Raw genomic sequence first — 21,099 nt, 5'->3', positions numbered from 1 at the left:
ATCCTTTGAAGAAAATTTAGCCGTAAAAAATGCACCTCCAATTGTTAATTATGTGTCTAACAATTGGGGTGCACTTCATTACAGGCAGTCTTTTTAATCTACTTCAATATCTCGGCCTTCTGTCATCACTTTATTTCTCCAAAGCAAAAGTAATCTCCTGAATTCTGAAGTTTCTAATTTACATTGATTATTTGGTGGGCTAATGTAATAATTAATCGCGCTTGTATATTTAGGTTCAATAAATACAGCAGCAGCATTGTATTCTAGTTCATAACTAGGGTACTTTCCTTCTACGACATGGTCTAAAACTTCTATGTATTCATCCGCTTCATCTTCATCTAGATTTTCTATAAAGTCAGATACAATAGCAATTTCTTTTGGTAAACGAATTCTTAGTCCACCAAATGGGTCACGCCAAAATTCATGTGAATAATTCATTAATACAACCTCACTATCTTCTCGTATATTTTGGATAAGCAGTGGTAATTTCTCCATTTTCAATAATCATCTCAACCTTAAATCCAGAAGAAGTTTGCCCTACGTATTTATTTGGAGCGATTTGAACACGATTGGTATATGCTTCTTTAATAGAATCAACTACCTGGACTCTATTCCAATCCTTAGGGAAAAATGAAGATTTAGCTTGTTTTACAATACCATCAATCTTTACCTCTGCAACATATAATCCTGCAGGATTTGGTGGCCTAGTAACGCGAATTATCTCTCCCCCATCATATTCTCGTGAATAGTGTCTTTTATTTTATTCACATCTTTATACGCTGCATCGATACCATGTTTAAATTTATCATATAAAGACTCATCGGAATTTTTTACTTTACTAAGATCCTCATAAGTTTCCTTGAGACCATGCCAAACCTTGTCACGTAAAAATCCATCATTTTTCTCACTATTTAACTTACCACACATTGCTCCTTCTTCAAGATTTCCATCATATGAAGCATCTGCGGTACGGAATTTTTTCGGCAATTCTTTTCAAATTCTCTTCCACTTTTATAATCGAATTGATAGATGTAAAAGCTTTTGGTCTTGCATCATTGAACATTTGAATGAACTGTTGGTTAGAGGCACCAATCCATTGAAAACATAAATGATCTATTTCATTACATAAATTATTATGTATAGTTTCTCATGCGATGCTGGTATTATTTGCACAATTAGCAACTTCTTCTAGCATTTCAGTTGTTACTTTGATTTGAACCATTTCTTTCCTCCCTTTCCCCAAATTAAAATTATGAGATAAAAAGAAAAAATGTAAATACGGAAACTTTAGATTAGCATAATAATATTTGTGTTAAATAATGTTAAAAGGTGCACTCATATTTAAGTGCACCTTTTAACATTATGTTTAATCCGCCATATTTAGAGCGTAGTCTACATTTATCTTACCATTACCATATTCAAAAGCATTACCAAGAGAAATAGCCGCTTTATTCATAATCTCTCTAACTTGTTTATTTGATAAATAAGGGTTCTTTTCAAATATTAATGAAGCAACGCCCGCAACGTGGGCTGCTGCCATAGATGTTCCGCTATCTAATCTGTAATTTCCATCTTTCCATGTACTTAAAATATCAACACCAGGTGCCATTAATTCAAGTTCATCACCTTTACTTGAAAGAAAACCGCGTGCATCATTTTTATCTAAAGCTCCGACAGCAACTACTGATTGGAATTTTGCAGGATAAGAAATTGTATTTCCGTCCTTATACCCCTCATTACCAGCTGAGGCAATTAATAAGATACCCTTTTGATAAGCCTTGTCCATAGCTTCTTTAAAAAATGCTGACTCTTTCTTTCCTCCTAAGCTCATTAAAACAATATTTACATTATGTTCAATGGCCCAGTCTATTCCCTTTACAACTGTACTGTATTTTCCATTTGTATATTTATCTAATACTTTTACGGCATATAAATCTACATTAGGTGCTATACCTGTCATTCCTAATTCATTATCTTGTGCTGCGACAATTCCTGCTAAATGTGTCCCGTGACCGTTATCATCATCAAAACTTGGGTGATTCTCTACAAATGAAATACCGTCTTTTATTTTTAAATCTGTATGTTCTGTATCAATTCCCGAATCCAATATAGCAACAGATACCCCTTTTCCAGTGAAAGGAATAGTGTTGATGGATTTTGATTGTGTCATTGAGGGATTAGTTTGAGTATTACTATCCCCAAGGGCTTTAATAGTTTGATCTACTTCCACTTCACTAACATTACTATTATGTTTTAAAACTTTTTCAGGATTATAGGAGAATTCAGCTTTAATAATAGGTAAATTTTCAAAGGTTTCCTTAATAACACCACCATGTTTAATGATAAGTTGTTCGTCAACTGTGTTATTAAACATAATTAAGTAGTCTTTTTTTATATCATGTTCAGCAGCAAATACGTTTTTTTCATTTAATCCACCAATAAAAAAGATTAATAAAGAAAAAATAGTAAAAGCAAATAAAGGTAAATTATGAATAGTTATTTTTTTCATCGAATGTTAGTCCTTTCAAACGTAAAAATAAGGCGCATATTGCGCCTTATTTTTGTGATTCTGAAATTAAATACTCACAAATGTCTGTATGTATACCTTGTCGATTCGTACGCTTTAATAAAATTAAAGGTTTTACATCTTCAGGTAAAAATGGAGTAATAAGAGATGAAAATGCTTCAAAAGTTGGAGCATTTTCTATAGATAGTCCATTAAAACCTGTAGTATCTAAATGAGAGTATTTAGATAACATGGCTTCTTTATGAGATTCAAAATATTTAATTCCATCTTTTTCTAATTGCTCTGATTGACGTCTTAATTGAAGAGAAAAAGCACTTAGAATATCTACAAAAATATTATGTTGTTCTCTAGAAAAATTATAGTCAATCATATAATCATAGAGAGGGTTGTCATCAATATTAACCATTTTTTTCAATAGTTCAATTTGATATTTTAATAATTCGAATTCATTCGTGTTCATGTATATCATCTCCATACTTCTATAAGGTATCAATACTATTATTACACATTATAGAATAACAAATAAAATTCCTTCCGCTACTACATCTGCTGTAGAAGGTGTTATGCCGCAATCATCAATTAAAAAGTTTTTTAATCCTCGTTTAGCTACATTTTCTGTGTACTCTAAATAGTGGGCAATTGATAAACGATTTTCTTTTACAGCGTTCTTATATTTTGCTTTACCTAAGTATCCAAGAAGGCTTTCTAACGCTTCACCGCCCCATTTTAAACCGTAAATTAATCCTTGCTTTTTCCAACCTTGAGCAGATACCTCGCCGTCTTCATCTATATCAATTGTTGGATTTTGATTTAAATCAGTCACATTGTAGTTTGTTTGTGGGAAATTCACAACATTATTTTTCACAGGTGCATCTGTTTCAGCAGCAAAAGAAGAAAGTGGTGCAACTGTTAAAAGTGCAGCGAATGCCATTGAAGCTGGGATGATTTTCTTGAATTTTGATTTTAAGTTTAGGTTTAACATAAGTGTATAATTCCTCCAAAAATGTTTTTTTAAAATAACGATTCCAATTGTTGCATATTTTATTTAGGGCGTCCATGCGATATGCAATATTGCATATATTTATAAATATATATATATTATTTATTGGGTAAAATATTATTTTTTATGTCTGTTCTTTATTAGAGGGGATTAAAATAAAAATGGTGTCATTTATTTAAGTGAAGTGAAGTTACATCCAAAAATCATTTTCTTTAACTGTTTTAAACCCTCTTCCGATTTGAAATAGTTATCTTCTTAATTAATCAAATCCGTTGTAACGTTATGACGGACGAAATTGTTTATTCTGCTAGTGAAGTATCCAAACGACTAGGAATAAGTGATAGCACTCTTAGAAAGTACATGGAAGTATTGCAGTGCGAAGTAATAAAGGGATATAAAGATGGTATGTATAACATTAATGGTAATTAGTGGATTTCAGGTGAGTGTGTAAGGTTCGAAAAATAATATTAACGTCATATTATTGTAAAATGCATCCGTACAAATTATAGATTTATTCAGCGGATCAATGTCAACGACAGTCATATAGTTAGTAAGTAAAAAACATCTTCAGTACCTTCTAGATATCGTTTTACTGCTTGTATTTTATCTTTTGAAGAAAATTTAGCCGTAAAAAATGCACCTCCAATTGTTAATTATGTGTCTAACAATTGGGGTGCACTTCATTTCGTGAAGCTTTTTTGTTTTACTTTTTAATTTTTACAAGTTGTGATGATTCTACACCATTCTTTCCAGGGAACTCTTTACTTGGATCTTTATCGAATTTTAATACACCTACAGATTTTTCTTCACCTTTTACATTTCCGTAAGTTGCATCATCAACAATTGCGAACATGTCGGCATATGCACGGCCACTTCCGATAATTGTGTTGCCTTCATATTTTAATTTTGCTCCATCAAGTGTAGCATTTTCTACTTTTTCTTTAGCAAATAATACACCTTGTTCTGCTGTTACAGCAGGTAATTTATCAAGTGGCTTCGTGTTGTCTTTTGCATCCACTTTGTTAAGTAATTCTTTCTTCACCAGTTCTTCACCAGTTTTCTTATCCATGACAAGAACTTTTTTACCTTCTAATGTTGTCATTTTCATTTTATAAAAGTCTTTTTCTTTCACTTCTTTTTTGTTTTTATCTGTAATTTGCTGAACTTGTTCTTCTGATCCGTAAATTACAAAACCGTTCGCTTTCTCTCCTAATAAAGAACAACCTGATAATGCCCCAAGTGAAATTGCTGCTGCTAACCCGATTCCTACTAATTTTTTCATGATGATTTCTCCTTTTATCTGTTTTATAGTAAATACAATTTTTGTATTAGTTCCGAAATGATGAGAAGCTTGTTTGTTGCTTCTGGTATTAGTGTATAAGAAATAGGGAGACGCAACTATCGAGTTAGCTTACAGTAACATTACACTTATGTAATTTAGTGAAATTGCACAAAAGCAAGTTAATTTTAAAGAGGGATAATGAGAATATATTAGAAATACAATATTATATATAGAATGTCATATTATAATGGATGTATTTTGGAAATAACATGTAAGGACATATTAGTTTTGTTATAATAAACACATAGGCTGTAAAAATGAATATTCTTTACTGTAAAGGGAGATTTTTCAGTTTTCCAAGTAGTGAATTTGAAATATGAGGTATATCATAGGAGGAATTTAGATGTCTGTATTTAAACGATTAAGAGATTTAACAATGTCGAACGTATATTCATTAATTGAAAAAGCGGAAGATCCAGTTAAGATGACGGATCAATATTTACGCGATATGCAAGCGGATGTACAAGAAGCTGAGAAAAGTGTAGCAGCTCAAATCGCACTTGAGAAGAAATTCAAAATCTTATTTGAAGAGCAAGAAGCGCTTGTGAAAAAACGTGAAGAGCAAGCTCATATGGCTGTTCAAGCTAACAACTTAGATCTTGCGCGCCGTGCTCTTGAAGAAAAACAAAGCGCAGAGCAAAAGATGAATGAATATAAAGCAAGCTATGAGCAAAATAAAGTTGCTGCTGATAATCTTCGCCTGAAGCTAGAAGAAATGCGCAAGCAATTAACTGAGCTGAAAAATAAACGTGAGACACTTGTAGCACGTGTAAATGCGGCGAAAGCACAAAAGAATATTAATCAGGCGATGTCTGGATTTGATTCAAACTCAGCGAAAGCTGGTTTAAGCCGTATGGAAGAGAAAGCTCTTCAATTAGAGGCTGAAGCAGAAGCAAGCGGTGAAGTGTACAAAAAAGAAAAATCATTAGATGATGAATTCGCAAGCTTAAACAAAAACTCTGCTGTTGACGATGAATTAGCTCGTATTATGAAGCAGTATGAGAAATAATATAGAATAGAGACAAATGAACCGACATGTCTAAACAAATTCATGTCGGTTTTCTATTACTTTTTAGAGGAGGTTTTGCAATGACATGGACAAATGTATTAGCCATGCTTGTATGGACTGGAGCGAGTGCAGTACTTTTATTTGCAATTATGTGGGTTGATTCGATTTTTACAAAATACAATGATTTAAAAGAAATAAAAAATGGGAATACAGCTGTAACAACTCGTTTCGTTATGAAATTATTCGCACAAGGGTACATTTTATCTCAATCGATAACGAAAGCAAATGACTTATGGCAAGCACTACTTGCATCAGCAGTTTCTTTCGTTATTTTATTAGTGGTAGAAATGTTTATCGAATTTGTGTTAAAGAAAATGGCTGGTTTAGATTTAGAAGAAGGTACGAAAGAAGGCAGTGTTGCGCACGCGATGTTGGCCGGATCATTACATATTGTGGGTGCACTTATTTTAGGTGCTTGTTTATAAAGAGAGAAGGAGGGGTAGCTCATGAGTTTATTTAAACGAATTAAAAATATAATGAAAAGCCCAGAACCGCCGAAACCAGAGAAAAGTTTGTTAACGTTAGCTCCTGGCGATATGGTTGAAGTTTCATTAGTCATGTATGAATTAATTGGGAAAACGAGTATGCATTCTCGTAAAGAAATTGTTTTAACACTGCAAGACGGGAAAGATATTCGTTATTTAAAAATTGAAGATCGTGAAAATACGTATTACAAATTATATAAACCAATTGATGGTCGTTTAGATTCGATTGATGAAATTCCGACGACAATTGAGATGGATGATACAGAGTACCATATGGAAGAGCAATATAACGGACGTGTTGTTGTGATGGGGAAAACACCATTCTCAGCTTCAGAAGAACAGTATGTATGGGAGTTCCAATCGGATAATCGAAAATTATTACGTATTGAATGGCAAAATGGTCGCACAATGATGTATGAGGGAGAAGCAATTATTCCTGCTGATGTACAAATTATAAGAGCAACGTAAGGGGGCGTAATCATGTCAAACCGATTGTTTACCATGATTAAATCGTTCGTGATCCCTATACTTGCTATCGTTACATTACTTGTTGTTGCTGGATATGCCTTATCAGGTTGTCAGGGCGGGCAGACAAAGTCGATTCAAGACCGTTATCCGCTTGAATCTGTCGCAAAGGAAGGTAAACAAGAATCTTACGTGTATAGGGCCGCCAATCGGTCAGTTCCTGAAGTCGCGAAGGAACTCATGAATGAAAGAGAACCGAAGCAAGCATCTAAAGAAGACGAAAATCAAATGTTCCTCGTTTATTCTGATAAGATTTATAATCTGCAAAAGGATAAAGAGAAGCCATCTGATACGTTAATTGAAATAAGTAATAAAGAGTTTGTCCGTCAAAATTACCAACCGTCCTTCCTGCAAGGATATATTATGGGTAGTATATTAAATGATATATTCGGTTCACGAAAATCATCGTACGGTGATTATCGCGGATATAATGACAGACAAAATCATAAACCAGTTATTCCAGAGAGACCGCCTACGAAAGAAGAAAAGAAAACCCCGCCTCCAATTACGAAGGAAGGGAAAGGGTCTATCATTAAGCGTGGCGATAATGTAGATTCGAAATCTTCTGTAGGAGATACAGGAAGTATTACGAAAAAAGGAAGCAGCACGCCTCCGCCTTCTACTGGAAGCAAAGGGAAAATAACGAAAACACCAGGTGGTTCGAGCGGATCAGAGGTGAAGCCGAAATCATCTATTAAAACGCCACCAAGGAATACATCTCCTCCGAAAACGAGGGTCGGTGGTTCAGGAAAGATTACGAAGAGAAGATAGTGTAGAGACCGAAAAGTGGAAGTGGCTTTTCGGTCTTTTTTTATTCTGGAAATTAATTCCTTGTAGCTGGTACAATGAAGTTATAAGGAGGAGATTATTATGACTATGTATAAAAGATTTAGTGTAATTATGTTCCTCGTATTATTCTTAAGTTTGTTTATTAGCACAACGATGAAATTTCACTTTGTAGTAGGTATTCTATGGATACTATGTACGTGTACTCTTTTTCTATATGTTCCGCTTCGTTTCCAACAAGAAGTGCCAGCCTTTCAAAAATACGTGGCATGGATTAAGAGCGGGGGAAGATGGGGGGAGTAAAAATATATCGACCACAACTCCAAATATATCAGCGATTATTGGAATATATCGCCCGCAACTCCAAATATATCAGCGATTATTAGAATATATCGACTTACCGACAAAAATTGACAACAATAAAAGAAGAGGGTGTGCCAACATATTGGCACACCCTCTTCTTTCATAATGATTAATGAATATCACGTTTCTTAAAGTTACCGCCTTTTACTTCTGCTACGTCATAAACTGTAATAAAGGCGTGTGGATCGATTTCATTAATAAGTTCTTTCATTTTACTTTCTTCTAAACGGTTAATTACACAAGAAATTTCTTTGAATTTCTCTCTAGAATAACCGCCGTATACTTCGTTATATGTTGCACTTCGGCCTAAACGATCACGAATGGTTTCTACCATCAATTCAGGCTCTTTTGTAATGATTTTAAATGCTTTCGAACCACTTAAACCAACTTCAACGATATGAATCACTTTCGAAGCAATAAAGTAAGCAATTGCCGAAAGGATAGCTCCTTGAAGACCGAATACGGTTGATACGAAAATAAATACGAACATGTTTAAGAATAAAATAAGGTCACTCGTTCCAAATGGTAACTTACGAGAAAGCAATACAGCTAGCATATCGATTCCATCTAATGCCCCGCCATTACGCAATGCTAGTCCCATACCAAAACCGATGATAATACCACCAACAACTGTAACTAATAATGTATCGCCTTCAATAATAGCTGGTATTCCGTGCATGACAACGGTACCTATTGCTAATGAAGCAATCCCGATAATAGAATAAATCGCAAAGCTTTTACCGATTTGCTTATATCCTAACCAAACGAAAGGAATGTTAATAACTGCGATTAGAGCTCCTAATGGTAATCCAAACAATCTTGAGCTAACGATACTTAAACCAGTTACACCACCGTCTGATACGTTATTTGGAATTAATACTGCCTCTAATCCGTACGCTGTAATAAATGCCCCAATAATAATCATCAAAGCTTTTGAAGCGATTTTAAGCTTATTGGGCTTGTTTTTGATAATTTTCTCCATATGATTTCCTCGTTTCAAACTAGTTTCTTATTTGTTACGTCATTCACACTTAAATTTTATTTTAACATTTTATTTGAAAAAATTCTCCTTTAATGGATGTATGCAGGGAATATTATGACCATATTATCTTTAAAATATTTTTGAAATGAGTATAAGAAATCCCATCCTTTCAAAGGATGGGATGCTATTAAGAAATGATAAAACTAAGCACGGATAGGAATAAAGCGAAGCCTAAAATAGTTCCACATATTTTCATATGGCGCTTACGTCCCATCACAACGATTGCAACATACTCACGAATCATTGCATTAGGCCAATAATAAAAGGCTGTCTTTGATCCAATTCCTTGGCTATTAAGACCAGCTTGTCTTGCATATATACCAGCGCGGAAAAGGTGGAAATTATTCGTTGTAAAAATACTTTTATACTTACCGTCTGGTTTTAAAGAATCCATAATTTCTTTAGAGAACAACATATTTTGATATGTGTTTACAGAGCGATTTTCTTGCACTGTATGTTCAAGCGGAATTCCTTTTTCAACAGCGTACTTTTGCATCGCTTCTGCTTCAGGAAGGCCTTCATCTGGACCTTGTCCACCAGAGAAAATAATTGTTGGTGGCGTATTCACAGCGGCTTGTTTCCAGTAAAAGTCGATCGCTTTATGAATACGACTGGCAAGTAAAGGTGGTACTTTATCATTAATTAAGCCGCTACCGAGAACGATAATGAAATCTTGATTACGCCTTGGTCTGTTGAATTGATATAAAAAATAAGCGCTTAAGAAGTTAGATAAGTGTATAAAGAAATATACGCTTATAAGAGAAATACCAGCAAAAATAGGCTGGAAATGTGATGAGACCAAACTTGCTGGATTTATGATAGGGAGTAACATACAGAATAACATCCCTAAAGCAGCAATTAAAGTTAAAGAGTTTGTGAAGCGTCTTCCTTCTCGCTTCATTAAAATTCTAGCATTCAGAAATAGTCCAAACATTAAAGCGACAGTACCGAAAGTAAGCATAAAGAGGAGTGCTAAAAAAGGTAAAAATATAATGTAGCGTAGGACAACACTATCTGAGTTCCAAGATACAATCACGCAAAAAATAAGGAAAAAACAGATAAAAGTATTAAATAAAAACCCATTTATTATTTTTCGTGGATCTTTTAAATAGGAGATAAGAAAAATAATAAACAATATAAGAGGAATAATTCCGAAAGACATAAATATAGTACACCTCAACTTGTATAAGAATTTGACATACCTTTTATATTACATGATTTTATAATTGAAAATGAAAAAAAAAGGATTTTGAATTTTCTCAATAAAATATATGGATACATATGTTACAATGTATGTAAAGCGATATATTAAAAGTAAAATGGTTGAAGAGGCACTCTATGGAGTGTCTTTTCTTTTTCATATGTAATTATGCATATTATATTTATTTTCAAGTGAAGAGGATTAAAATATAAGTGGTAGACATACTTTATAAAACAGAATGTAATACAAACATTTCCCTCTATTTTTTGTATCTAACAATCGTATAACAATAAATAATTCTGTTTTATAGTGTCTGTTTATGAAAGGCATCTTCTTTGAAGGCGCCTTTTTTTGTTTCATGTAGATACTTTTCACTGTTGATATAGTGGAAAGTATCTATACTAAACATTAGCAATCTTCCGTATAAATATTATCAATTTACTATATATTCCAGCGGTGTTAACCTACATATGAAAGGCTTTCTTTTTCAAAATATTACCCCTAATAAATTTTTGAAGAAGTCAACTGTCTCCAAAATTGCCATTCATGCTTAGCAAAAAAGAATCCTGCAGGATTCTTTTTTGTGTTCGACAGAATATGACAAAGTACATTTGAATAATTTGTTATATTGTTAAATGGTTATTATGGAAAGAGAAGGAGACTTAAGTATGAGATTTAAAAAATTAATTTTAACAGGTGCACTTGTTGCAACTACAGCATTTACTTCAATTGGAACAGCGGAGGCAAGCTCAGGTTTTAAAGATGTTCCAAACAATCATTGGTCTCATAAAGCAATTATGGATTTAGCAAATAAAAACGTTGTTGCTGGATACGGAAATGGGATTTTTGGATTTGGTGATGATGTAACGCGTGAGCAAGTTGCAGCTCTTATGTTCCGCCATTTAAAACCGACAGTAAAAGAACAGTATAACAATCCATATAAAGATGTTACGGATCGTTCAACTATGTTTAAAAAAGAGATTCTTGCTTTAACAGAGATGGGTATATTTGTTGGAGATAACACAGGAAAATTTAGACCGAAAGATTCGTTAACTCGTGAAGAAATGGCACAAATTTTGACAAGAGGATTCCAATTGCAAATTAGAGGGGATCATAATTTCCCGGATGTAGATAGAAATGGATGGGCGAATCCTGCGATTACTGCAATTAAATCAAATTATATTACGGCTGGAACTGGTGATGGTACATTCGCACCTAAAATGCATGTAAGTCGTGAGCAATACGTTCAGTTCTTATATAATGCAACGTTACCATTTGAAGAAAGACCAGGAGCAAAACAACCACAGCCACAACCGAAACCAGAAGTAAAACCGGAAGTGAAACCAGATCCGAAACGTTTTGCGAACTGTAAAGAAGCAAACGATGCGGGATATTATGACATTACAAGAGATAGCCCGTATTATGGTAAGCATTTAGACCGTGATGGCGATGGAATTGCTTGTGAGAAAAAGAAAAAAGGTAAATAAGAAAAAAGCACTCAGTCTGAGTGCTTTTTTCTTATGGAAACATGCTATTTTTTTAGGCGCTTTTCATAAAATGAAAGTAAGGAAATGAAAGTAGGTGACAAAATGCCGTCAGTTGTGGAAGGCGTTATTATTGAAAACTGCAATGGAACGATTAATTTAGGAGATAAATATAACGTGCAGCCGATTGAAAAAACGAAAGCTTATAATGGATCGGGATCATCGAATACAGGGATTAAAGTACAAACATTTAGCGGGATTAGTACATCAGATGTAGGGGATAGCGATGTGAATGATCAGGGAATACAGTTTACTTTATAGAGAAATATGTAAAATTGCATAAAATGATGAACTTGTCCTGTGCTACAATCTAGCTGTGAGCTGTTAATGATTCTTCTGTATTATAGTTGTTAGATTAGAAATATAACATCTTATCGAAAATCATACGTATAAAAAAGACACTTCAAACGAAGTGTCTTTTTTCATTTTAGTGATACCCTTTAGCAGAGTCTTTATGAATTTTATTTTTAAAGATACTGTAACTCCAAAGTTGATATCCAATAACAATTGGTACCATAACCATTGCAACGAAGAACATAATTTTTAAGTTTAATTGACTACCAGCTGCGTTGTATAACGTTGTACTATAAGCATCATTAATACGAGATGGTAACATTCTTGGGAACATACCCGCAAAGCCAGTTGTCATAAACATTGCGATTGTTAAGCAAACGAATGTGAATGCAAGACCGATTTTATGTTTGTACACCATAATAAGTGCGAGTACACTCATTAACATTGCAAGTACTGGAAGAATGAATAGTACCGGGTACTCTGTGAAGTTTTGGAATAAATTTGTACGATTTGCAGTTGCTACATAGAAAATAGCTAAAATGATAGCAGCTGCCATTGAAAATGGTCTTGCGATTTTATAAGCACGGTCAGATACTTCACCAGTCGTTTTAATCATAACCCAAAGGGCACCAGATACGACGAATATAGCAGTGAAGAACAGCCCTCCTAAAATACCGTAATGATTTAGTAAGCTAAGTAAATTTCCTTCATAGCCATTTTTTCCAATTTGTAGTCCGTAATAAAGATTAGCAAATGTAACACCGAATAGGAAAGCAATTAAGAAACTACCAATTGCAAATGCCCATTTACAAGTTTTTTGCCAAATTGGTGAATCATCTTTATGCATGAACTCAAGTCCAGCAGCACGAGCAAATAGTGCAAGTAATACTAAGAATAACGGTGTATATAAATAACTAAACATATTTGCATATGTGACTGGGAAGGCAGCAAATGTTGCGCCACCAGCTGTAATTAACCACACTTCATTACCGCCCCAGAACGGGCCAATTGCTTCTTGTAATTGATTTCGTTCTTGTCGGTCTTTCGTAACGAAAGGAAAAATCATTCCGTTACCAAGTGCATATCCATCAAGAATAAAGTAAACTGTCCAAATCACGCCCCATAAACCAAACCAGATAATCGCAAGCATATCATGAGACATGAGCCACGCCTCCCTCAGTAGCAGGTTCTTCTAATGCTGCTGGTCCTTTTTTGGCGAACTTCAGCATTAAGTATACATCTGCGATTAAAAGTAAAGTGTAGAACAAGATTAAACTAATTAATGAGAACCAAATTTGCGGGACAGATATAGGTGATACAGATTCTGCGGTACGCATGAGTTTATAAACTGTCCATGGTTGACGACCTACTTCGGCAACAATCCAACCAGCATTAATTGCGATATATGGTAGTAAAACAGACCATATTGTCATTTTTAAGTAACGTTTTGAGTTTTCCAGTTTTCCTTTTCGGTTTAAGTAGAAACCGTACCAAGTTAATGCCATAAAGAACATACCAAGTGCAACCATTAAGCGGAAGCTATAGTACACAAGGTTAACATTTGGACGATCTTCTTTCGGAATATCTTTTAAACCAACAATTTCCCCATCAAATGAATTTGTATAGAAGAAGCTTCCTAACTTTGGAATCGTTAGGAATTCAAAGTTCTTTTCGTTTTTTACATCAGGAATTTGAACAATCGAGAAGCCTTGTCCTTTTCCAGTTTCCCAAACAGCTTCCATTGCAGCACCTTTAGCTGGTTGGTATTTAGCTGCTGATACACCAGATTGATGTCCCATAAACGGTGTAATTGTTGCGGCGAATAAGCCTAACATTAAGCCAAATTTAAATGATTTTTTGAAGAATTCAACTTCATTCTTACGTAATAAGTGATAGGCACTAATTGCCATAACGAAGAAAGCACCAACAATATAACAACCAACTACAGTATGGAAGAACATATTCCAAGCGTATGGATTCGTAACGAGTGCCCAGAAATCATTTAATTCAGCGCGGCCGTTACGTACGACGTAGCCAACAGGGTTTTGCATAAAGCCGTTTGCTGTAATAATCCAAAGGGCGGAAATATTTGTTCCAAGTGCAACCATCCACATACAGAAGGCACGGAACTTTGGTGAAATTTTGTCTTTACCGAATAACCATATTCCCATGAAAGTAGATTCTAAGAAGAAGGCAACGAGTGCTTCGATTGCGAGAGGTGATCCGAAAATATCTCCCATATATTTGGAGTACTCAGACCAGTTTGTTCCAAATTGGAATTCCATCGTAATCCCGGTTATAATCCCCATTACGAAGTTAATTGTAAATAATTTACCCCAGAAATTTGCCATTTTGCGGTATGTTGGATTCAATGTGCGGGCGTATTGAGTCTCCATACACGCTACTAAAATAACAAGTCCGATTGTCAAAGGTACAAATAAAAAATGATAAAAAACAGTAATTGCAAATTGAAAACGACTCAGTAACAGAACGTCGGACATAATAAATATTCACTCCTTTTTTACATTATCTACAATCAGTTTATAGTGAAAATGCGTTTAAAGTATGTGAGACTTGTTACAAAGCTGTGTGTATATTTTGAAAGAATTATGTCGATTATCTGAAAATATCTTATTTTTACTATAAAGCGATATCCTTTTTGAGTTTTTCATATTTTGGTACACTATTTATGTAGTGTAAACGAGAGAAAAGAGGGCCTTTTACTATGAAGTCATTAGAAGAGATTTTGCAATACAATGAGAAATTTGTGGAAGAGAAAAAGTATGAAGAGTTTGTAGCGGGGAAATTTCCAAATAAAAAGATGGTCATTATTTCTTGTATGGATACAAGACTTGTTGAACTATTGCCGAAAGCGATGAATATGCGTAACGGCGATGTGAAAATTATTAAAGTAGCAGGCGCTGTTATTTCACATCCATTTGGAAGTATTATGCGTAGTATTTTGGTCGCTGTATACGAACTTGGCGCTGATGAAGTATGTGTAGTTGGTCACCATGATTGTGGTATGGCAAAAATTCAAGCAAGTAGTACGATTGAGAAAATGAAAGAGCGCGGTATAACAGAAGAGAAATTAGATATGCTTCGTTATTCTGGAATCGATTTAGAACAATTCTTGCGCGGTTTCTCTAGTGTAGAAGAAAGTGTAGAACATAGCGTATCAGTACTTCGCAACCACCCATTACTTCCGGAAGAAGTACCTGTTCACGGTCTTGTTATCGATCCTGATACAGGAAAATTAGATTTAGTTGTGAATGGTTACGACAATTAAGAATGTACTTTGTCATCCTTTTTATCTGGGACAGGATCAAATCCTCCTGGGTGGAAAGGGTGACATTTTAATATACGCTTACAAGTAAGCCAAAAGCCTTTGAGTGCACCATGCTTTTGAAACGCCTCTAATCCGTAATGAGAACAAGTTGGATAAAAGCGGCAAGTGGGTGGTGTCATCGGAGAAATGAACTTTTGATAAAAGCGTATAATCCCAATAAAAATCTGTTTCATAACGATCTCCTTTTCAGCATATTCTTAAAGTATTATAGCACGACTGTACATAATACTTTACTAATGTGCATTTCCGTTATATCATATTGGATATAACGGAATTAAATTAAAAGCGGGAGAGATGTTGTATGCCATCAGTAGAAAGCTTTGAATTAGATCATACGATTGTAAAGGCACCTTATGTAAGACATTGCGGAGTTCACAATGTAGGTAGTGACGGTATTGTAAATAAATTTGATATTCGTTTTTGCCAACCGAATAAACAAGCGATGAAACCAGATGTTATTCATACGTTAGAACATTTATTAGCATTTAATTTACGTAAATATATTGATCGTTATCCGCATTTCGATATTATCGATATTTCACCAATGGGCTGCCAAACAGGATACTACCTTGTAGTAAGCGGAACACCGACAGTTCGAGAAATCATTGATTTATTAGAATTAACATTAAAAGATGCGGTTCAAATTACAGAAATTCCAGCTGCAAATGAAACGCAATGTGGTCAAGCGAAGCTTCACGATTTAGAAGGAGCAAAACGCTTAATGAACTTCTGGTTAAGCCAAGATAAAGATGAACTTGAGAAAGTATTTGGATAGAAAGAAAACTGCCTGTAAAAGGGCAGTTTTTTTGTGTCATGATAATAAATAAAATTATATCGACGATTTTTCGAATATATCGACCGTAACTTGAAATATATCAACGATTTTTTTAATATATCGACGTTTCGACATGGAATATCGACTTACCGACAAAAACTGACAAAAAAATCATCCCTATTTTATTACGTGCTTGTAAATGCGAAATTGCTCAAGATTTCATTCTATACGTAGCGAAGGTAGTTTGATATGAGAACGAAGAGTGTAAGAATAGAAACGAAAAAAAAACGGAATGCTCATTGATTTTCGTCCGGATATAAATTTGTTAATTCCGACAAGAATAAAGAAACAACTGAGAATAAATTGTACGTATGGGAGAAGTGAGAAATGATCGGTAATCTGGATATATGTGCAAAGAAAGAGTATGAGAAGCGTGAAAAGTCCTAAAACAATCCGTAATCCAGTTAGCATGTAAATAGATTATTTATCGGAATAGTTCTGAGAAGCTAAGAAATAAAGCACCAGCTCCAGCTATGAAAGCAAATATACCACTAGATTTTCTGTCTTGTTTTATTTCTCCTAGTCCTATAGTGAAAGCCATTAATCCTAAGAAAATGAACATATAAGGCATCATTTCTCTATTACCAGTAAAATATCCGTAAATTACTATACATAATGCAATGAGTGCAAAAATAATCTGTAATCCCTTTAGCATATATATCCCCCTTGTTATTTTATATAGCTAATGATGAGGAAAATCTAAATAAATCCGGTTCCTGAATCTTTTTTCTTTATTTGTTCAAGGGCAATAAGGAATAGTAAAGCTCCTAATAGAAATTGTGAAAGTGGTAGAAAGTTATGTTGACCTGCTAGTAAACGAATACTGGATATGATGTGGCCTAAAATAAGTAGTAGTATACGAAGCGTATTATGAATTCTTCTTGCTGTTTTTTGTATACGGGTTATCTTCTGGTTTATCGACGGAATGTTTATAAGCGTAGCCTTTATTAATCGTCATGACGGAGAGTACTAATATGACTAGGACGATTATAATACCGATAATTAATATTTTAAACATGGAATCCCTCCTTTTCTTTATTTTACATAATTTTGTAATTGATGAAAACAATAGAAATAAAAAGGATGAAAGAAGGGTGTTACATGGAGCAGAAAAAAACATATTATATATCAATAGCAAACGGTCAAATTTCACAAGTGAAGACAGCGGATACGTATAATTTTGAGATTTCCGCAAATGATGAGGAAATTACGGAGTTAAGAGAGTACTTTGATCAAGCGTATGTAGAGGATTTAGGTTCATTTGTACGCTCCCACGTTCCATTTGTTGAGTATCATCATGATTCAAATAATGACCGATATGATGAACAACTACAAAAAGCATATAAAATGATTTACGATTTAGGAAATCATGAGACGAAAGAATTAGTCGCGCAAATGGGAATAATCAATGGATTATAATTGGATAATATTATGCAGAAAAGCGAGAATATGCTACAATTTGTGGTAGGAAAAACTTGTAACCATCAATAGGGGAGTAATGGCATGTACAAATTTAAAGATTATTACCACAACACTGTACAATTATCGTTTGAACGTTATCCATTTTCTCCTGAGCCAAAGCATGTTTGGGTTGTATGCCGGTACGGGGATCAATGGTTATTAACGCATCATTTACGTCGCGGTCTTGAATTTCCAGGTGGAAAAGTAGAACTAGGGGAAACACCGGAAGAAGCGGCAGTTCGAGAGGTTCATGAAGAAACCGGCGGCATAGTTTCTGATTTAACTTACTTAGGACAATATAAAGTATCTGGAAAAGACAAAATAATCATTAAAAACATTTATTTTGCAACAATTAGTGCGGTAGAACAACATACGCATTACGAAGAAACGAAAGGGTCTGTTTTATTAAAAAACATTCCTGACAACATTAAAACGGATAGAAAATTTAGCTTTATAATGCGCGACGATGTATTGGCGCGTACGATGAAACATATAGAAGAAATCGGCTGTTTTACGAAGTAAAGTGGCCGATTTCTTTTTTTATAAGATCAAATGTAAATATATCTTTACATTATTTTGGGTATATTATACAATTTTGTAAAGATATATTTACATTTTAGGAGGGGAAAGATGGATAAAGGGAAAGAAATGACTGTTACTGTTTCGATGGTTAAGTTAAATATCTATTCATTACTTATAATATTTGCGTTGGCGTTTGGAATTGGTTATTTGCATATATTTCTTTCAGGCGGGGTTCAAATTGAATTTACATTGCCCGTTATGTTTCTTTTGATTATTGGAATGATTGTTTTCGTTTGTATTCATGAGGCAATACATTTAATTGGATTTCGTTATATCGGAGGTGTTCCGTGGAGTGAACTAACATGGGGCGTCAATTGGAAATTAGGTGCTGCATACGCTCATTCTAAAAAAGAAATTACAGTAAAGCAAATGAAGAAAGTGTTAATGCTGCCGTTTTTACCGACTGGAATTTTGCCAATTGTATTGGGGTTAGCTATGAATCTGGAGCCACTCTCATTTTTAGGAATTCTACTAACAGCAGGTTGCATGGGTGACATTGCCTTATATCAAAAAGTTTCAAAGTTTCCAGATGATGCGCTAGTTAAAGATCATCCGAGTAAACCGCAGTTTACAGTATATGAATCATAAAGGAAGAGGAGGCGTCCGGGAAACGAAGCCTCCTTTTACTATTGTCTTGTTTTTGTCTCTATCTCTAAAAACGAAAGCACCTCCAACAAATCATCCACCACACGTGAATGCTCAAAATCACCCCAAAATGAATCTCTTTTCCAAACACCAAGAATCCCTACTTGTTCAGAACCCAGTACATCATTTTCAGGATGATCCCCAACGTAAAGACATTCTTCTGCCTTCACATCTAGCTTTTTTAAAGCTCTTTCGAAAATTTCAGGATGCGGTTTTTTTATTCCTTCCGCTTCTGAAACGAGAATTGTATTTGTATACGTATGTATGTTTAGTGCGCGAAGATTATTCATTTGAAAGTCAGTAAAGCCGTTTGTAATAATACCAATTTTAATATTTTGTTGTGTTAAACGTCGAAGTAATTCATGCATGTTTTTGAAAGGAATACAATGATGTTGAAAATTTGTAATGTAGTCGTGCAGCAGTTGCTCTTGCGTTAAAGTAGTAATGTTGTATTCGGAAAGGAGAGTAGCATATACTTTATCCTTCCACGTATAGCCATTATTATCTAGTTCGAGAAATCGAGAACAATACTCGGATTTTTCTATGTTCATTAAGTGAGAGGTAAAGCGATTATATTGATCATGAATAAATTGTTCTAAAGATTGATGACGGTCTAATAGTGTTCCATCTAAGTCGAATAGGACTGCTCGAATCATGGGTAACCTCCTTGCAATTTTTATAATTAATTATCGCATATTCGTTAAAAAGAGATTATTATATTTTTGTAGAATGGAATGATGGAGGAGTGTATGAAGAGACTGTATAAAAAGTTAGTAGTGGTTATCGTTGCAATCGGCTTACTAGCAGGATGCGAAAGTTCTATGAAGAGTGTGAAAGAAAAAGAAGTGTGTAAAACAGACGAAGAATGTGTGGAAATAGGAGATAAGAAACTTCAAAAAGTATATGAAAAAATAGATGGATTATCTGAGCTTGAAGCAGTAGAAGATTATGAAATAGAAGAGCATGAAAGTGCGGATATGAAAGAGGCAGAGCAGAAAAAAGAAGATGATGATGAAAATTATTTCTTTTTAGCTTCTTATTATATTGATGGTGATGAAATTGTAGATCCTTATTTTGAAAAAATAGAACGGAAACGTTTAAATAAAGTATTTGCTGAAGATAAAGAAGCGAAAGAAGAAGTACTGCAACAACGTCAAGATAGAGGGTATCATGAAGACTTGTGGGATATGTATCGCACGCTCATTCCAGCTAAATATCGCGAGAATATAACAGAATTTGATTTAATAACGGATGGTTATGACGGTGTTGTTGCTCACGTTATGCCTAGTATAGAGAATCCGAAAGACTGGACTCTTAGCTTAGATACGCTTGATTCTGCAGTAAATATCGATGAAGTGATGAAAACATTAATTCATGAGACAGCTCACGTGTTGACGCTCGGGCATAAGCAAATACCAGTAGATGAAAACTATATAAAGGATTTTGAAGAGGATAAAGATATTTTAACGTACAGAAATAAATGTGGAAATCTTTTCTTACAAGAGGGATGTGCGAAGGAAAACTCTTATATTAATCAATTTTATAATTCTTTCTGGAAGTCTATTGAGCAGGAGTGGACAGAAAAGAAAGTAGAAGAAAGTGAAGAAACGCAAATTGAATTTTTTAAAGAAAAGCATGATGAGTTTGTCTCACAGTATGGAACGTCAAATGTAGCGGAAGATATTGCAGATACGTTTACAGCGTTTATTTTACAAGATTCAAAAAAGGTGAAGGAAGGAACAGAGTTAAAATATAAAAAAATTGCCTTTTTCTATCAATTCCCTGAGCTTGTAAAAATGAGAGCGGAAGTGTTGTCTGGATTATATGATATTTCGAAAACGATAGAACAACAAAGTGGAAACTAATGTGAGTTATATATGTTAGTTAAGAAAACGTAAAGAATTTTAGTTCTTTGCGTTTTTCATGTTGATAAAATTGAAAATTCTGTATTTTTATTAAAAAGAAGAAGGAACTATCACTATAAAATAGAATTAGTATAAAAATGTCACAATTTAGACACAATTATAATGCGCGTGTTATAGGGACTAT

Annotated in this window: 29 protein-coding genes and 2 pseudogenes; 14 read left to right on the top strand and 17 right to left on the bottom strand. The window is 34.2% G+C overall.

Going from position 1 to position 21,099, the window contains the following annotated elements:
• Positions 1-93: 93 nt before the first annotated feature.
• From PDQ40_RS21625 to PDQ40_RS21600, 7 genes and pseudogenes are all read right to left on the bottom strand, one after another.
• A complete protein-coding gene (locus tag PDQ40_RS21625; RefSeq protein ID WP_000413492.1) occupies positions 94-495 on the bottom strand; it encodes a hypothetical protein in 402 nt (133 codons plus the stop codon).
• On the bottom strand, positions 452-718 hold the full coding sequence (locus tag PDQ40_RS21620; RefSeq protein WP_270691636.1) for an EndoU domain-containing protein: 267 nt from the start codon (positions 716-718) through the stop codon (positions 452-454). Before PDQ40_RS21620 ends, PDQ40_RS21625 begins: the two co-directional genes overlap by 44 nt.
• Complete coding sequence (locus PDQ40_RS28270) at positions 718-927, bottom strand: hypothetical protein (RefSeq protein WP_370648076.1); 210 nt, start codon at positions 925-927, stop codon at positions 718-720. Before PDQ40_RS28270 ends, PDQ40_RS21620 begins: the two co-directional genes overlap by 1 nt.
• Positions 901-1,222, bottom strand: a pseudogene (locus PDQ40_RS21615) (WXG100 family type VII secretion target); the annotation flags it as partial. The gene PDQ40_RS28270 and the pseudogene PDQ40_RS21615, both read right to left, overlap by 27 nt.
• 144 nt (positions 1,223-1,366) lie before the next feature.
• Positions 1,367-2,509: a S8 family peptidase gene (locus PDQ40_RS21610; RefSeq protein WP_000724386.1), complete on the bottom strand. Its 1,143-nt coding sequence runs from the start codon at positions 2,507-2,509 to the stop codon at positions 1,367-1,369.
• A 46-nt stretch (positions 2,510-2,555) separates the two neighbouring features.
• A complete protein-coding gene (locus tag PDQ40_RS21605; RefSeq protein ID WP_001095277.1) occupies positions 2,556-2,987 on the bottom strand; it encodes a hypothetical protein in 432 nt (143 codons plus the stop codon).
• A gap of 48 nt (positions 2,988-3,035) precedes the next feature.
• A complete protein-coding gene (locus tag PDQ40_RS21600; RefSeq protein WP_000933426.1) occupies positions 3,036-3,509 on the bottom strand; it encodes a hypothetical protein in 474 nt (157 codons plus the stop codon).
• Positions 3,510-3,809: 300 nt separating this feature from the next.
• Here PDQ40_RS21600 and PDQ40_RS28265 point away from each other — a divergent pair.
• A pseudogene (locus PDQ40_RS28265) lies at positions 3,810-3,929 on the top strand (DUF3967 domain-containing protein); the annotation flags it as partial.
• A 301-nt stretch (positions 3,930-4,230) separates the two neighbouring features.
• Here the strand turns inward: PDQ40_RS28265 and PDQ40_RS21595 are convergent.
• Positions 4,231-4,809, bottom strand: coding sequence for a lipoprotein BA_5634 family protein (locus PDQ40_RS21595; protein ID WP_000737498.1), 579 nt, complete (start codon positions 4,807-4,809; stop codon positions 4,231-4,233).
• A gap of 403 nt (positions 4,810-5,212) precedes the next feature.
• Here PDQ40_RS21595 and PDQ40_RS21590 point away from each other — a divergent pair, with 403 nt between their 5' ends.
• The 5 genes from PDQ40_RS21590 (at position 5,213) to PDQ40_RS21570 (ending at position 8,037) form a co-directional block, all read left to right on the top strand.
• A complete protein-coding gene (locus PDQ40_RS21590) occupies positions 5,213-5,878 on the top strand; it encodes a PspA/IM30 family protein (protein WP_000110284.1) in 666 nt (221 codons plus the stop codon).
• Between the two features lie 80 nt (positions 5,879-5,958).
• A complete protein-coding gene (locus PDQ40_RS21585) occupies positions 5,959-6,363 on the top strand; it encodes a DUF350 domain-containing protein (RefSeq protein WP_000220322.1) in 405 nt (134 codons plus the stop codon).
• A 21-nt stretch (positions 6,364-6,384) separates the two neighbouring features.
• Positions 6,385-6,891, top strand: coding sequence for a DUF4178 domain-containing protein (locus tag PDQ40_RS21580; protein WP_000051756.1), 507 nt, complete (start codon positions 6,385-6,387; stop codon positions 6,889-6,891).
• 12 nt (positions 6,892-6,903) lie between these two features.
• The gene (locus PDQ40_RS21575; RefSeq protein ID WP_000071212.1) at positions 6,904-7,719 is read left to right on the top strand and encodes a DUF4247 domain-containing protein; all 816 of its coding nucleotides are present in this window, start codon (positions 6,904-6,906) and stop codon (positions 7,717-7,719) included.
• Between the two features lie 99 nt (positions 7,720-7,818).
• On the top strand, positions 7,819-8,037 hold the full coding sequence (locus tag PDQ40_RS21570; RefSeq protein WP_000180098.1) for a hypothetical protein: 219 nt from the start codon (positions 7,819-7,821) through the stop codon (positions 8,035-8,037).
• A gap of 169 nt (positions 8,038-8,206) precedes the next feature.
• Here PDQ40_RS21570 and PDQ40_RS21565 read toward each other — a convergent pair whose 3' ends face one another.
• Positions 8,207-9,079, bottom strand: coding sequence for a YitT family protein (locus tag PDQ40_RS21565; protein WP_000411240.1), 873 nt, complete (start codon positions 9,077-9,079; stop codon positions 8,207-8,209).
• 187 nt (positions 9,080-9,266) lie between these two features.
• A complete protein-coding gene (locus tag PDQ40_RS21560) occupies positions 9,267-10,301 on the bottom strand; it encodes a YdcF family protein (RefSeq protein WP_000007816.1) in 1,035 nt (344 codons plus the stop codon).
• Positions 10,302-11,008: 707 nt separating this feature from the next.
• Here PDQ40_RS21560 and PDQ40_RS21555 point away from each other — a divergent pair.
• Positions 11,009-11,827, top strand: a complete 819-nt coding sequence (locus PDQ40_RS21555; protein ID WP_270691629.1) for an S-layer homology domain-containing protein — start codon at positions 11,009-11,011, stop codon at positions 11,825-11,827.
• A gap of 84 nt (positions 11,828-11,911) precedes the next feature.
• Positions 11,912-12,145: a spore germination protein gene (locus PDQ40_RS21550; protein WP_001998505.1), complete on the top strand. Its 234-nt coding sequence runs from the start codon at positions 11,912-11,914 to the stop codon at positions 12,143-12,145.
• 166 nt (positions 12,146-12,311) lie between these two features.
• On the opposite strand, the gene cydB is transcribed toward PDQ40_RS21550, so the two are convergent.
• Both cydB and cydA read right to left on the bottom strand, forming a co-directional pair.
• Positions 12,312-13,340, bottom strand: coding sequence for a cytochrome d ubiquinol oxidase subunit II (gene cydB / locus PDQ40_RS21545; protein ID WP_000017662.1), 1,029 nt, complete (start codon positions 13,338-13,340; stop codon positions 12,312-12,314).
• Positions 13,330-14,679: a cytochrome ubiquinol oxidase subunit I gene (gene cydA, locus PDQ40_RS21540; protein ID WP_061131999.1), complete on the bottom strand. Its 1,350-nt coding sequence runs from the start codon at positions 14,677-14,679 to the stop codon at positions 13,330-13,332. The genes cydB and cydA overlap by 11 nt, the downstream gene beginning before the upstream one ends.
• 224 nt (positions 14,680-14,903) lie before the next feature.
• On the opposite strand from cydA, the gene PDQ40_RS21535 reads away from it, so the two are divergent.
• Entirely contained in the window at positions 14,904-15,467 is a 564-nt protein-coding gene (locus PDQ40_RS21535) for a beta-class carbonic anhydrase (RefSeq protein WP_000838159.1), read from the top strand.
• Here the strand turns inward: PDQ40_RS21535 and yidD are convergent.
• On the bottom strand, positions 15,464-15,700 hold the full coding sequence (gene yidD / locus PDQ40_RS21530; RefSeq protein WP_000809333.1) for a membrane protein insertion efficiency factor YidD: 237 nt from the start codon (positions 15,698-15,700) through the stop codon (positions 15,464-15,466). The genes PDQ40_RS21535 and yidD overlap by 4 nt on opposite strands.
• Positions 15,701-15,828: 128 nt before the next feature.
• Here yidD and luxS point away from each other — a divergent pair, with 128 nt between their 5' ends.
• Complete coding sequence (gene luxS, locus PDQ40_RS21525; RefSeq protein ID WP_001141369.1) at positions 15,829-16,302, top strand: S-ribosylhomocysteine lyase LuxS; 474 nt, start codon at positions 15,829-15,831, stop codon at positions 16,300-16,302.
• 484 nt (positions 16,303-16,786) lie between these two features.
• Here the strand turns inward: luxS and PDQ40_RS21520 are convergent, their stop codons facing one another.
• Genes PDQ40_RS21520 through ytzI form a run of 3 tightly spaced genes read right to left on the bottom strand, consistent with a single transcriptional unit; the run spans position 16,787 to position 17,380 of the window.
• The gene (locus PDQ40_RS21520) at positions 16,787-17,017 is read right to left on the bottom strand and encodes a YczI family protein (protein ID WP_061185174.1); all 231 of its coding nucleotides are present in this window, start codon (positions 17,015-17,017) and stop codon (positions 16,787-16,789) included.
• Between the two features lie 44 nt (positions 17,018-17,061).
• Positions 17,062-17,238: a DUF3953 domain-containing protein gene (locus tag PDQ40_RS21515; RefSeq protein WP_219993374.1), complete on the bottom strand. Its 177-nt coding sequence runs from the start codon at positions 17,236-17,238 to the stop codon at positions 17,062-17,064.
• Positions 17,231-17,380 carry a YtzI protein gene (gene ytzI / locus PDQ40_RS21510; RefSeq protein WP_000472802.1) on the bottom strand — a complete coding sequence of 50 codons (150 nt, stop codon included), beginning with the start codon at positions 17,378-17,380 and terminating at the stop codon, positions 17,231-17,233. Before ytzI ends, PDQ40_RS21515 begins: the two co-directional genes overlap by 8 nt.
• A gap of 83 nt (positions 17,381-17,463) precedes the next feature.
• Between ytzI and PDQ40_RS21505 the strand changes: the two genes are divergently transcribed.
• From PDQ40_RS21505 to PDQ40_RS21495, 3 genes are all read left to right on the top strand, one after another.
• On the top strand, positions 17,464-17,781 hold the full coding sequence (locus tag PDQ40_RS21505; protein ID WP_000435818.1) for a hypothetical protein: 318 nt from the start codon (positions 17,464-17,466) through the stop codon (positions 17,779-17,781).
• Between the two features lie 84 nt (positions 17,782-17,865).
• Positions 17,866-18,345 carry an antimutator 8-oxo-(dGTP/GTP)ase gene (mutTA, locus tag PDQ40_RS21500; protein WP_000276388.1) on the top strand — a complete coding sequence of 160 codons (480 nt, stop codon included), beginning with the start codon at positions 17,866-17,868 and terminating at the stop codon, positions 18,343-18,345.
• 108 nt (positions 18,346-18,453) lie between these two features.
• Complete coding sequence (locus PDQ40_RS21495; protein ID WP_270691628.1) at positions 18,454-18,993, top strand: DUF3267 domain-containing protein; 540 nt, start codon at positions 18,454-18,456, stop codon at positions 18,991-18,993.
• A gap of 38 nt (positions 18,994-19,031) precedes the next feature.
• On the opposite strand, the gene PDQ40_RS21490 is transcribed toward PDQ40_RS21495, so the two are convergent.
• Positions 19,032-19,706 (bottom strand): HAD family hydrolase, encoded by a 675-nt coding sequence (locus tag PDQ40_RS21490; RefSeq protein WP_061129329.1) that lies wholly within the window; start codon positions 19,704-19,706, stop codon positions 19,032-19,034.
• A 93-nt stretch (positions 19,707-19,799) separates the two neighbouring features.
• Here PDQ40_RS21490 and PDQ40_RS21485 point away from each other — a divergent pair, with 93 nt between their 5' ends.
• Positions 19,800-20,915, top strand: coding sequence for a hypothetical protein (locus PDQ40_RS21485; RefSeq protein ID WP_048539008.1), 1,116 nt, complete (start codon positions 19,800-19,802; stop codon positions 20,913-20,915).
• Positions 20,916-21,099 lie beyond the last annotated feature (184 nt).

It is taken from the genome of Bacillus cereus group sp. Bc061 (assembly GCF_027715825.1).
In the GTDB taxonomy this organism is placed as follows: domain Bacteria; phylum Bacillota; class Bacilli; order Bacillales; family Bacillaceae_G; genus Bacillus_A; species Bacillus_A paranthracis.
This window is presented reverse-complemented; position numbering and strand designations above follow the sequence as displayed.